10 protein-coding genes are annotated in these 13,017 nt (G+C 61.5%); all 10 read right to left on the bottom strand.

What is annotated here, in order from left to right:
• The 10 genes from ACQRBV_RS20070 to ACQRBV_RS20025 all read right to left on the bottom strand — a co-directional run bounded on the left by ACQRBV_RS20070 (position 1) and on the right by ACQRBV_RS20025 (position 13,006).
• Complete coding sequence (locus ACQRBV_RS20070) at positions 1-843, bottom strand: serine/threonine-protein kinase (protein ID WP_161549809.1); 843 nt, start codon at positions 841-843, stop codon at positions 1-3.
• Positions 840-1,571, bottom strand: a complete 732-nt coding sequence (locus tag ACQRBV_RS20065; protein ID WP_411984271.1) for a PP2C family protein-serine/threonine phosphatase — start codon at positions 1,569-1,571, stop codon at positions 840-842. The genes ACQRBV_RS20070 and ACQRBV_RS20065 overlap by 4 nt, the downstream gene beginning before the upstream one ends.
• On the bottom strand, positions 1,568-4,927 hold the full coding sequence (tssM, locus tag ACQRBV_RS20060; RefSeq protein WP_411984272.1) for a type VI secretion system membrane subunit TssM: 3,360 nt from the start codon (positions 4,925-4,927) through the stop codon (positions 1,568-1,570). The genes ACQRBV_RS20065 and tssM overlap by 4 nt, the downstream gene beginning before the upstream one ends.
• Positions 4,928-4,943: 16 nt before the next feature.
• Positions 4,944-5,804, bottom strand: coding sequence for a type IVB secretion system protein IcmH/DotU (icmH, locus tag ACQRBV_RS20055; protein ID WP_244699368.1), 861 nt, complete (start codon positions 5,802-5,804; stop codon positions 4,944-4,946).
• A gap of 5 nt (positions 5,805-5,809) precedes the next feature.
• Positions 5,810-7,138 carry a type VI secretion system baseplate subunit TssK gene (gene tssK, locus ACQRBV_RS20050; protein ID WP_411984273.1) on the bottom strand — a complete coding sequence of 443 codons (1,329 nt, stop codon included), beginning with the start codon at positions 7,136-7,138 and terminating at the stop codon, positions 5,810-5,812.
• Between the two features lies 1 nt (position 7,139).
• Positions 7,140-7,625 carry a type VI secretion system lipoprotein TssJ gene (tssJ, locus tag ACQRBV_RS20045; RefSeq protein ID WP_104994002.1) on the bottom strand — a complete coding sequence of 162 codons (486 nt, stop codon included), beginning with the start codon at positions 7,623-7,625 and terminating at the stop codon, positions 7,140-7,142.
• 5 nt (positions 7,626-7,630) lie between these two features.
• Positions 7,631-8,821: a type VI secretion system-associated FHA domain protein TagH gene (gene tagH / locus ACQRBV_RS20040; RefSeq protein ID WP_411984274.1), complete on the bottom strand. Its 1,191-nt coding sequence runs from the start codon at positions 8,819-8,821 to the stop codon at positions 7,631-7,633.
• Between the two features lie 16 nt (positions 8,822-8,837).
• The gene (locus tag ACQRBV_RS20035) at positions 8,838-8,969 is read right to left on the bottom strand and encodes a hypothetical protein (RefSeq protein WP_048729418.1); all 132 of its coding nucleotides are present in this window, start codon (positions 8,967-8,969) and stop codon (positions 8,838-8,840) included.
• Between the two features lie 81 nt (positions 8,970-9,050).
• Complete coding sequence (locus tag ACQRBV_RS20030) at positions 9,051-10,583, bottom strand: sigma-54 interaction domain-containing protein (protein ID WP_411984275.1); 1,533 nt, start codon at positions 10,581-10,583, stop codon at positions 9,051-9,053.
• Entirely contained in the window at positions 10,580-13,006 is a 2,427-nt protein-coding gene (locus tag ACQRBV_RS20025) for an AAA family ATPase (RefSeq protein WP_411984276.1), read from the bottom strand. The genes ACQRBV_RS20030 and ACQRBV_RS20025 overlap by 4 nt, the downstream gene beginning before the upstream one ends.
• Positions 13,007-13,017: the final 11 nt, after the last annotated feature.

Raw genomic sequence — 13,017 nt, 5'->3', positions numbered from 1 at the left:
CTAGAGGCACCAGCAAGACCGCCTGCGGCCGAAGGCCTCGCGCAACTCGGCTGCCGTCACACTGCGCCGCTCGGGGCTCGTAGCCAACGCACAGCGCAGTGCAGGCCAGCAATGCCCAGGCAGTTGCCTGGGCCGGGTCAGCTTTGCGATGCAGCTGCGCTCACCCAGACGTTGGCCATGGGCCAGTTCATACAACACGCACGCGACACCGTACACATCGGCAGCAGCCGTCAACGCGCCACCGGCCAGCAGCTCCGGGGCCGCATACGCGGGCGTCCAGGCGTTGAAACGGTCGCGGCTGAGACTCGGCAAACCCGACTTCGCCCATGCCGGCGTATAACCCAGGCCAAAATCGAATAAACGCACCCCGTCTTCACCGACCATGACATTGGCCGGTTTCACATCCCCATGCAGTATGTTTTGCTGATGGATATAGACCAGCGCATCCAGCAACTGGATGGCCAAGGGTTGCAGTTCCCGCCAGGGCAAACCCTCCGGGCATTCCAGCAACAACCGATCCAGGGTCATGCCGTGCAGCCACTCCATGGTAAAGAACGCGACCTGGCTGTGGGTGTCGACCTCGAACGAAAACATGCGCACCACACGGTCGTGGCGCAGGCTGCGTGTCAACGCAAACTCGCTGAACAACAGCACATGTGCATCGGGGCACGCCGAAAAAGTCTCATCCAGCCGCTTGAGCGCAACCCTGGAGCAGGGCTCACCAAACTGCTCGTGCAACAGGTCTCGTGCGCCATACACCACGCCCATCCCGCCCCGCCCCAACACGCGCTCAAGGTGATAGCGCCCCACGAGCAGGCCGGGAGGGGTCGACGCGGCGTTCAAGATTGCACCACGACAGCGGTCAGGTCATCCGCCGTTGGCCGGCACAACGCCCTGGCAAACAAGTGGTCCACCGCCTGCCGGGGTGCTCCCAGGCTCAACGCACACCCCAGATCGCCATGGCTGAGTGCCTGGTACAGACCGTCACTGCACAATAAAAATACATCGCCTGGGCGGGTGCTGAGTTCCAGCACCTCAAGCTGCAACCGCGAACGCGCGCCCACGGCGCGGGTCAAGGCCCTGACATCGGGGTGAGCCTGGGCTTGCGCCACGCTCAACAGGCGCTCATCCATCAGGCGCTGCGCCAGGGAATGGTCCCTCGACAACTGGTAAAGACTCTTATCGCGCCACAGATAACAGCGACTGTCACCCGCCCAGATACAGGCCGCCCGCCCGTGCTCAAGCAACAGTGCAACCACGGTGCTGCCCATCGTGACGTCGCCGCCCGTGGCGGGCGCCATTCGCACATCGCCCAACCGTTGATTGACGTCTTGCAAACGTTGGCGAAGCGCGCCAACCCGTCGATCAAGGTCACCCTCGGCCGACATTGCCGCCAGGCTGCTGACCACCCACTGGCTGGCGACCTCGCCATGGCGATAGCCGCCCATGCCATCCGCCACAGCCCAGCAGCCTCGCTGCGGGCAGTCCAGGAAGGCGTCCTCATTGCGGGCTCGCGCTCGCCCTTGCTGCGAACGCCCGGCACTGCGCCATTGATGCAGGCCGCAGCTCATAGCTGCTCCGGTAATCGGAAAGTGCGCCAGGTATCGATTTCAAACGGCCCGGGCGTACGTTGACTGGTCAGCAAGAAGTTGGCGCGCAAGCCGGCCAGGTTCGCCTTGAACAACTGGGCGTTGCGCCCACTGGCAGGCTCTTTCTGCAACAAGTCAAACAACCTGAACAACGACCAGGCCCCGGCATTTTTTTCGAGACCCAATGGCCGTTGCCCAGCGCCTTGTTCCAGAACCAGGCTGCTGCGACCGTTATCCGCGTCGGTCGGCCAATGGAACATCATGGGCAGGATTGGCCCGTGGCGGTACTCCAACTGCTTGTCGCCAACCCGCAGGATCGCCCGGCTGACCGACTGGTCCAGGCTATAGGGCGCCAGGGTAAACCGGACTGACAGCTCTCCCTGCTCCTCAGTGAAAAAACCGCGACGGATCACCTGGGCTTTCGTCAGTTGGTCCAACAGAAAGCGTGAGACCGGTAAGTTTTGCCCATCCATGCCCCGTAACCGGTAGCGGTTGCCGTCGGCACTGACGAAGGGTCGCATGTAACCTTCATAAAAACGCGCCAGAACGCCCTGAGGCTTGAAAAACTCATGAAAGTCGTTGAGGGCCACATCGCTGGTTGCATGGGCGTTGAACGGGTAACGCTGGCGAATCGCCCTGGCATAGAGTGGGTGCACGTCGCTCTGGTAGCGCTGGTTGACATGCGTATAGGCCTGTTCCAGCAAGTGACGCCAACTGTCATCAGCGATGCTCTCGACCCAGCCCGCCAACGGCAGCGGCAAACGGGCGGCTGCATCACGCAGCGTACCCAGTACATCCGGTTGCCCCTCCATGCGCCGCTTGACCCTGAGGAAAGCCGCCTGCTCCGGTGAGCTGTCTCGGTTGAGGGCCGCCAATTGCAGATGCAATTCGTCCAGCAAGCGCGATGCCTGGGTCAATTGCGCGCCTGGGTTTTCCTGCTCATCGAGCAATTGATGCAAGGGTTCAAAACGCCGTTGCAACGCCCGCCGCCCGGCGTCGGGAAACATCGCCTGCGCTGCCGCCGCCGAGGTCAAGGGGCCCAGCTCACCGGTTTGCTGGGCCACTTTGCCCAGAAGCTCATGCCCCGCCAGCAAACGGGTGTTTTCACGCAGTTGCAGCAACAGTTGGATCAGCGGGGATTGAGCGGAGGTCAGGTCCGCCAGCTGCTCGGCGTCCTGGCGCAGATTGTCGGTCGACAGCAGCCTGAGTCGGCCCAGAGCGGCAGCCCAGACATCGGCATACTCACTGAAGTAGCGTTGCTGCAATTGGACCATCAACCGACGCAAATCTATGGCACCCAGATCAGTGCCCTCCCCCAATACCCAGTTGTCCTGTGCGATAGCATTCACCAGTCGCGGCCCCTGGGCCTCGAAATACTGCACATACTTTTTTGTATAGAAACCCGGAATCGGTGGGTCGATGGCGGCGAATACCTTGCCCTCGGCCAGGCGCAGCGGTTCAAGGTGGCGCGACTGCTCGCGCAGCACGCGATAAATCCCCTCCGCCAACGACTCGCCTCGCAGCTCTGCACGTGCCTGTGCCACCAACTCCTCGTTGAGATGCGCCGTGAACGGCTGTTCAAGCAAGCGCACCCAGTGCTGATTCAAGCGCGCCTGCACCGAAGCGTTGCCGGCAAAACCGGCGGCCCAATGGCCCGCCACCTGTTGCGCCAGCCAGCGGGTATCGCGCCGCTCGCGCAGGTTGAGCATCAGGTAAGCGCGCAGGTTTTCCACCAGGCGCTCCCGATCCCCAAGGCTGGCGCGTACCTGGTCTTCAAGCAGCGCCGTGACGTAGGCCAGCAGCCGCTGGTGCAACGCCTGCTCATAGGCTCGAACCAGGAGCGGGCGACTCAACTCGCCCTGATACAAACCTGCTCGCTCCACCAGCCGGGTGCCTGCCACATCCGGGAAAACCTGGGTTGCCGACAGGTGCGCATCCAACACAGCCACAAGATTCAAGGCGGCATCGCCACCCTGCGGGACGCTCGAAACTGAAGTTGCCAATGCCGCTATCTGAGCCAGGCGTTGCTGGTTCAGCGAATAGCTGTACATCCACAGCCCCCCGACCCCACAGATCACCAGCGCTGCTGCCAGTGCCTGCAGTCCCTGGCGCCGCCGCATGCGCCGTTGCTCGTGGGCCTGCAAACCGGCGAGGTCGGCTTCGGCGAATATCACCCGGCTGAACAGGCCTTGGACAAAGTGGTTGCGCCTGCCATTGGCGCAGGTCAAGTAGAACCCTCGCAGACCATTGACGCGCTGATAGCGATGAGCGGAAAAAGCCAGCTCGATGAACAGGCAAAGGCGCTCGCCCAGGCGCGCAACCTGTTGCGGGAAACCCAGCATTTGGCCACGACGGTCGGCATTACGCTCCTGATGCAATCGAGCGATCAGTTGATCATTCAAACGTTGCAGCAACTGCTCGAACGCCAGGTGAACCTGAGCGACTTCAATACCCGTTTTGCCAGGCTCAAGTGGCTGGCCAAGCAAGCTATCGGCAGCTTCCCCCAGGGGCGAGTCGAAGAACTCAGCAAACCCCGGCAGCCGATCAGCCTGGGTCAATACCAGATAGATCGGCACATCCACATGCAGCACCTGCTGGATTTCCTGCAAACGTGAATGCACGGCCCGTGCATGCTGCTCCAGATCATGCTCACTGTCGCTCGTCAGCCGCTCTACCGAAAGCGTCACCACCACGCCGTTGAGCGGCCGCGCGCGGCGCCGCCACTTGAGCAGGCGCAGCAGCGCTGTCCAACCGGTCGCATCGACTGAAACGTCAGGCTGTAACAGGTAACGCCCCGGCGTATCGATGAGCACGCCTTCGTCGGCGAAGTACCAGTCACAGTGAACGCCGCTGCTCGTCGGCGTCCCCCCCGCCTGGTCGAACGGCGACGGCAAGCCGGCGGCGGCCAACAGCTGCGTCTTTCCACTGCCGCGCTCACCGATCAACAGATACCAGGGCAAGTCACGGCGCCAACGCTGGTTATGCTCGCCATAGCGCCGGGACGTCTTCAACAACTGAACGGCCTGCTTGAACCGACCGCGTACATGCCGGTGCTCCTCCTCGACCCATTTCAATGGCTGCCGGCGTGCCCGCCGTCCCGGTTTCGCGAGGCCGGCAACTTGGCCCCTGCCCGCCAGCGCCATCGCAATGCCCCACAGCAGAAACAACACACTGATGCTGACCAGCCGGGCCGCCGAACCTTGCCAGAACCGATGATCGTCCACGGCCAATAACGGCCCGATCCACCACACCACAGCAGCGCTGCACAGCACCAGTAAAAGGCTCCAGACCCAAACCGTGCCCAGCACAGCGCCCGCGCCCTTGAAGAATGCGTTCATTCATTGCTCCCAGCGTTTACAAGGGCGTCTGGTTCAAATCCGACGCCGACAGTTGAAGGGGTTGCAGCGCATTCGCCCGCTCTTTGCCGAGCACCCAGGAAAACCCGGTGTACATCACCAACAAACAGGCCAAGACAAAGGCCACAAACCACGAGACTGGGATCAGGCGTAACGGCCTGCGGCGACGCGACAAGTCCCTGGCAGGAAGCACAGGTTCCACCGGCAGATCGCCGCGCACTTGCCGGATCTGTCGATACAATCCATCGCGAATGGCTTCGAGTTGCAGCCCGCCTCGCTCCATGACCCGATATTTGCCTTCAAACCCCAAACTCAGGCACAGGTAGATCAACTCCAGGACGGCCAGGTGTTTCACCGGGTCGCGAGACAATCGTTCCAGGAGTTGAAAGACCTTTTCGCCGCCGAAGGTTTCATGGTGAAAACGGCTTAACAGGCTCATCTTCGACCAGTCGCTTCTGGCCCCCCACGGGGTGGTGACGACGGCTTCATCAATGACACTGCACAATACGTAGCGCGCCGACATGACCTGGCTGCTCTCGATGCCGCTCTGCAAGCTGCGGGCTTCGAATTGAGTGACCGCCGACAATAACCGGTCGTTGATCGTATCCAGTTGCTCACGTGCGGAGCAGCCCTTGAGTTGGACCAACTCCGACAACAGCTCCCAGGCCGCCGTCACCAGGGGGTTGAGGCCCACCTTGAAACGCTGCGCCCCCAACAGATGGCCCGCATAAATCATCCGGTCTTCCAACTGCTCATAACGCGGCGGCGCTGGAAAGTCGGTCATCGGCCCCTGTGCCGGCCCGCGACCTTCATGGTCAAGCAGCACAGTCTTTTCGTCCTGCGGGTAGTCACTGTCCATAGCGTTCAATTCCTAATGGCCCAGAAGTTGAGTTCAATCCCGGCAAAATCCCCGCCTACATGGAAAGCGAAGCCACCTGACTGCTCCAACTGCGCGATGTCGTGGGCATTCATATCGAGCATGAAATAGGTCTTGCCGGCATGAAATGGAATCTGTCGCGGTGCCACAGGCAATGGCTTGACCTTGATGCCTGCCAGATGCAGGTTGACCAGCTCACGGATGCGTTCGACGGGGCCGACTTTCAGATGGGCCGGCAGCCGACTGCGCAGTTCCTCAGAGTCACATTGCGCAGTCGCCGCCAGGATGAATGTCGCAGTGCCGAGCAATTTCAAGTCGCTCACCGGGCAGACCAACACCCCGTATTGACGTTGCTGCAGCGTCAGCTCGACGGCGTGCTGTTCGAGCACGACCGACAACGCGGCACGCACTTGCGCCATCAGGCCGCGGAAGCTGCCTGCCTGGTCAGCATGCTGGTAATGCACGTCCAGGTGGGCACGCTTGCTGTCATGGGTGAACGTTGATAACTCACCAAGCAACGACACCAGTGCCCGGAACAGCGTCTCAGGGCGCACCAAAGGCTGGCTCAAGTAATGACGCAACTCCAGCTCGGTGCGATTGATCACTTGCAGCATCAGGAAATCGCCCACATGGCTTCCGGCTGCCGTACCCTCGCCGCACATCCGCGCAGCAATGGCATCCCCTCGACTGGCCAGCAGGCTGATGACCTCCTGCAGGCACGACGACACATACCCGCAGTCCTGCACAAAAATAAAGGCCGGCATGAACTCCCTGTCCAGGCTCAAACCACTTTCACCCGACGACACCAGTACCTGGGCGACCTTGAGTTTCACGAAGCCCGTATCGCTCTCCCCTTCGTCCAGCAGAAGGCGCAAATCGGGGCGTGCGCAGTTGATCCGGCAAGGGGAACCCATGCCGGCGTTCGAATCCCCCACTTCGACTTCACAGGCGATATAGCGGGCCAGCACCTCGCTCTGGGACGGTTGACGGGTTTCAACCTGATTGCCGGTGGCCAGGGGGAGCGCCAGGTAAACCGCGTGTTTGCCCGAATCGGCAGGCACGTCCAGCACCAGAGGCTCCATGACTGCGCTCAGGTCGAAGAAGCTGCCATCCGGCAAAACGCCACTGGCTTGGTTGATCACCAGCTTGCCCAGGTTGAGGTACTGCTCATTGAGTTCCAGCGTCAGGAAGCCCCAGGCATCATTGCCCAACAAGCGCGTGCGGTTGAGTTGCTGCTGGTAATAGCGGTCGTTGTGCTGCAAGTGCTGCGGCCGTAACAGCATGCCTTCCTGCCAGATGACTTTGTGAACCTGCATGTCATTGCATCTCCGTGCCGGAGAGCGGGCCGGCAATACGAACCCCGGCTTTGTCCAGTACCAGGTCGGCACGGTTCAGGTGTCGCGGCGTCACTGGCAGTAGCAGCCGCCACTGCACATGCGGCAAATCCCGATAGGCCGCCAGTACCCCCACGAAACGGCTTTCCGGTCGAACACTAAGCTTGAGGGCCAGGCGGTCACCCGGACGCAGTTCGATCTCTTCACTGCTCACCCAATCCTTTGGCAGCACCTGTTCGGCATGGTTATACAGGCTGAAGAAGTCGGCATTCTCGAAGGCTACGGCATGACGCAGTTCAATCAGGTGCACCACCACCGGCGAGGGTCGATCGTGAAGGTCGGGGTTTACCTGTTCGGTGGCTGTCAGCACCACATCCAGTTTGGTCAATGTCGACAAAGGTGACAGCGCCGTGCAGCCGGCCAACAGGCTGCACAAGCACAGCATGAATCTGAGGGGTGTTCGATGCATGAATATCATCCTGGATAATCGATGTGCAGGGCTGAGGCCAGATGTACCTGTTCCTCATAAGCCCTGGTGAACTCGCGGCCCAGCAGGGGATCGTTGAACTGATCGTCCTCGGCAAGACGTTGGTAATGGCGCTGGTAAGCCCGCCAGTACCCAGCGTCGCTGAAAAACCTGGAAGGCTTGCGCTGGGACTCCAGGCTCAACAGCAAATGCCCAGGGGCGAAGACGGCATGTGTGTGACGCAATGCACTGCGACACGCCGCCAGCAGAGCCACCTGATGGATTTGCCCGTCTTGATGGGCCTGGGTAATGGCGCGCTCGGCAGAGCATTGATCCAGCGCCTGCGCACCTAACATCGCGGTTAATACAGCCGGGGTATCCACACAGACCGCCAAGGGATTTTGCCTCTGCGCCGACCTGTCGGCAGATGCCGGCATCAGTTCGTTCTTCAGCGCTTCACGGGTGCGCAGATTTTGTTGCAACCCTTCGATCGCCACGCGAAAAAGGTGCGCCACCTTGATAGCCAACGCCGCACGGCCCGGTCCGTCAAGGTGGTCCAGATCCATGCCCAGGGCAGCAGCAAACGGCGTCCAAAACGGCTCCTCAACGGCGGCTCCAGGCGCGAAAATTGCGTCCGTGGCGGCCTCCACTGGCGGCTCCGCCCGGCGAGGCATGACCAGAAACGCCCTGTCGGCCGCGTGCCGTTCCTGCCATGCACCCGGCTCCTCGCTGCTCTCGATCAAGGCTTGCAGCTCATTCGAGGCAACCTGCCGCTGCTGTTCAAGGTCCAGCGCCTGCAAGGGGTCAAGCCCCAGGAAGGCGTCATCGGGGATCGGTCCTCCCGCGCCGACCAGCGCTGCTTCTGGACCGCGCTGTGCTTCCATCAACCCGGCACGCATCACCAGCGCCCCCAACTGAAAAACGTCGCCATGGCTGATGGGGCGCGCCTGTCCTTTGCGCAAGCGCTCGGAGCTGCCCGCCACGCCAATCCCGTTGCGACTGATGTCGGTCAAGAAGTAGCGGCCCTCGCGGTACCCGATCAACCCATGGTGGCTGGAAAGCAATCGACTGGGATCGTGAATCACCCAGTCACAACCGGAACCGCGGCCAATCACGCCGCCGACACGGTCAAAGACTTTACGGGCCAAGGGCACGGGTGCGCCGCCATCGCTCCCACACACTTCAAGTACGAGCTGCATCGTCAGACATCCCCATTCACTGGCCACGAGTGATCGCCTGCGGGTCACCCAACGGTCGATAATCGGCGTCATCGAAAACGTAGTTGGCGTTACAGCCACCCAGCAAACACAACACAAGCACCACGGCTTGCCATGGACGGTCAGGCATTTGGTTTCTCCCAGAATGAAAAGGCAGGCCGGCTCATTTCGATGAAGGCGGCATGTGTTCCAGCAAGATTCAAGTTCGCACTCAGCACTCTTCCCTCGCGTCCCACTGGGGAATGTTCAAACGAGCGAGTCGGTAGAGCAGCGTGCGTCGGGCGACGCCCAATTCCCGTGCGGTGCGGGTCCGATTGCCACGGTTCTTGTGCAGGCAATCGAGCAGGAACACCCGTTCCACCCGCTCCATGCGCTGGCGCAGCGTTACATCATCGCCAGCCGATGCGGCCGGTGTCGGTGGCAGCGACAGGTGCGTCGGCAGGATCACGTCGTCGTCACACAGCAGTACGGCGCGCTCGACCAGGCACTTGAGTTCGCGCACGTTGCCGGGGAAGCGATGATTCAACAGTTGATCCAGGGCAGCATTCGACCATCCCACCGGCGCCCTCCCCAGCGTCGTGCACGCGTTCTGCGCGAAATGCCGCGCCAGCAACGGCACGTCGCCGTCGCGCTCACGCAAGGCAGGCAGTTGGATCGGGAACTGAGCGAGCCGGTAATACAGATCTTCACGAAAACTACCCTCGGCAACCATCGCAGCCAGGTCGCGATGGGTGGCCGCAATGATGCGTACATCAACCTTATGGGCCGCATTGGCGCCTAACGGGCGTACCTCGCCTTCCTGCAATACCCGCAGCAGCTTGGCCTGTAACGCAAGCGGCATATCGCCGATTTCATCGAGCAGCAACGTACCGCCGTCGGCCGCGTCAAACAGCCCGGCATAATTGCGTTCGGCGCCGGTGAACGCACCTTTGCGGTAACCGAATAGCTCACTCTCCAACAGCCCTTCGGGGAACGCTGCGCAGTTCTGCACCACGAAGGCTTTGCCGCCACGCGGCCCGGCTGCATGGATGGCACGGGCGACCACCTCCTTGCCGGTACCGGTCTCGCCACAGAGCAACACGGTGTAAGGGGAATGCAGGACCTTGCCGAGCAACTTGCAGGTCTGCTCCATCGCCGGGCTGGTGCCGATCAAGCCGTACGCTCCGGCCAGGGGCACACTGCGCCTCGGGTCTGGAACGCCGGGCACCGGTTGCATCCGCCGCAGCATCCGCAGTTGGTTCAAGGCAAAACTACCCAGTTGCCCCAACGCCACTGCATGGCCTTGCAGTTGAATGCAGCGCCGGCTGGCGCATAGCAATACACCCGTGGCGCCACCGCTCCGGTTGAACAGCGGCACACTCAACAGGGCACACCAAGGTGCACCCAAGGCCGGCAAGAAACCGATGTCATACAGACTGTTTTGCACCGTATCCAAGCCAAGCGCACGCCCCTGGCTCAAGGTGTAATGCAGCAGTTGCTGGTTTCTCAGGTCAGGACACTCGCCTGCGCCAGCTCGCCACGTACTCTCGGGCATATGCTGGGCAATCAGATCAAGCCGATCGCTCACTTCATCGAGCAGGTATAACTGGCTGAGTTCACACCCGCTCAGTCGCGCCGCGCCTGCGACACACACATCGGGCAGTGAGGTTTCATCGCAGTCGAGCCCCAAGCGTGTGAAGCAATCCAGAAAGATATCGGTATCAGCCTGCGGACCGGGCTGTTGTGCAAAGCGATTGTCGGTCATTGGCTGAACTCGCAGGTGGGCCAGCCACTCCCATCGAGGCTCGCATGCACCCGGGACATCGCCTCATCCCTGGCCGCAGCGTCGAGAAGGCCGTCCACCATCTGTGGCAGCAAGTGGCGTTCAATCCATTGATCGATGTATCGCGCACCGCTGTCCCCATCGGCGCAACGCTCGGTCATATGCGCAACCAACTCAGGTGTGTAGGTAAACGCAAGTTTGCGTTGATGTAAGCGTGTGCCCACATTCGCCAGCTTGAGTCTCGCTACATTACCCAACACGTCTCCTGAGAGCGGGTAATACGGCACGACGCGCATCCGTGCCAACAAGGCCGGCTTGAAGTGGTTGCGCAAAATGGGGTAGATCGCGTCTTGCAGCACCTGGGGCTCAGGCCGGCATCCATCGCCACACAGTTCACTGATGCGGTCACTGCCGAGGTTGGAGGTCAGCAGGAGCAACGTATTGCGAAAATCGATCTCCCTCCCCTCGCCATCGTTGGCGCGCCCTTTGTCGAAAACCTGGTAAAACAGGCTCAACACCTCCGGGTCGGCTTTCTCTACCTCGTCGAGCAACACCACCGAGTAAGGGCGCTGGCGTACGGCCTCCGTCAGCACCCCACCTTCGCCGTAACCGACATAACCCGCAGGCGCCCCGATCAAGCGCGAGAGCGTGTGCTTCTCCTGGTATTCGGACATATTGATGGTGGTAACAAAACGCTCGCCGCCATACAAAAGATCCGCCAGGGCCAGTGCCGTTTCAGTCTTGCCGACACCGCTCGGCCCCACCAACAAAAATACGCCTGCGGGCGCATCCGCGTTGTTCAGGCCGGCGGCAACAGCACGTAAAGCGCGGTCAAGGGCTTGCACCGCGTGCTCCTGTCCCAGGATGCGCTTACGCAGGGCGCCGGCCAGGCCGAGGATTTTTTCATCCGGTTTAAGGGCCAACTGCTCGACCGGGATGCCGGTCCAGGCGCTGATAACGCGAGCCACCTGATGCGGGCACACCTCAAGGTTCTGAGTGGGTTGCCCGCACGACTGCTCCAACGCCTGATGCTGTCGCTCAAGCGCTTCAAGACGCAGGTTCAAGGCTTGCAGCGCCTGGGTATCCACGGGCAATCCGAGGTCGGTGTCTCGACTTAACGCCCGCTGTTGGCGTCGACCTTCGCCCAGCTCCACACACAGTTTCTGCAACGCCTCAGGTGGCATTGCCTGGCGCGTGCGAACCGCGGCACAGGCGGTGTCCAGCACATCCACAGCCTTGTCCGGCAACTGCCGCCCCACCAGATAACGAGCGCTCATATGCGCTGCCGCGACGACAGCATCATCGCGAACATAAACGCCGTGGCTTTCCTCATAAACAGGAACCAGGCCACGCAGGATGGACACCGCCGCCTCGACACTGGGTTCATCGACCGACACTGGCTGGAAGCGCCGCGCCAACGCCGGGTCCTTCTCAATGTACTGCTTGTACTCCGACCAGGTGGTGGCGGCGATGGTCCGCAAGGCTCCCCGCGCCAGCGCCGGCTTGAGCAGGTTTGCCGCGTCGGCACCGCCCGCCTGTGCCCCGGCACCGGTCAGGGTATGGGCCTCGTCGATAAACAGGATCACCGGCTCCGGCGATGCATTCACTTCATCGATGAGGCCTTTGAGACGCCGTTCGAATTCGCCCTTGAGGCTGGCACCTGCCAGTAACAAGCCCATATCCAGGGTCAGTAAGCGAACCCCTTTCAGAGCCGCAGGCACCTGCGAAGCAACGATCTGCCGAGCAAGCCCTTCGACGATCGCCGTTTTGCCCACTCCGGCCTCTCCAACCAGCATCGGGTTGTTCTTGCGTCGTCGTACCAGGATCTCGATCAACTGGCGGATTTCCCCGTCACGGCACAGCACCGGGTCGATCAACCCTTCACGCGCCTGCCGGGTCAGGTCATGGGTAAAACGCTGCAGTAGAGAAGCGCTGGCTACCGGTTCGGTTTCGGCAGGCTGGCTCGTCAGAAAATCACGTACCCGATCTGCATCCACGCGGCTCAGTACCTCGTGATAACCACTGCCCGCGTACTCCAGTGGGTGACGCAGGAGTGCCAGCAACAATGCGCCGTGGTCCACGAAAGACTGCCCCAACTCAACATGAGCAACCATCAATGCCTGCTGCAGCCAACACACCAGTGCCTGCGCGAAGACCGGGTTGCGGGTTGCACTCTGCTCACTGCGGGGCTGCAAGGCTGCATGCAGCTCACCGGCGTTGACATTGGCGTCTGCCAACGCCTTGGCCATTACTCCCTCGGGATGCTCAAGCAAGGCCAGGAGCAAATCTTCCACTAACACTTCACGACCGCCGCGCATCACGCACCGCTCGGCCGCGCGCTCCAGGTCCTGGCGTGCCCGAGCTGTCAAGGTGCGGATCAGTTGTTGCAGGTCCACATTCATCATAACCATCAGTC

This window comes from Pseudomonas sp. R11F (genome assembly GCF_050312575.1).
In the GTDB taxonomy this organism is placed as follows: domain Bacteria; phylum Pseudomonadota; class Gammaproteobacteria; order Pseudomonadales; family Pseudomonadaceae; genus Aquipseudomonas; species Aquipseudomonas palleroniana.
This window is presented reverse-complemented; position numbering and strand designations above follow the sequence as displayed.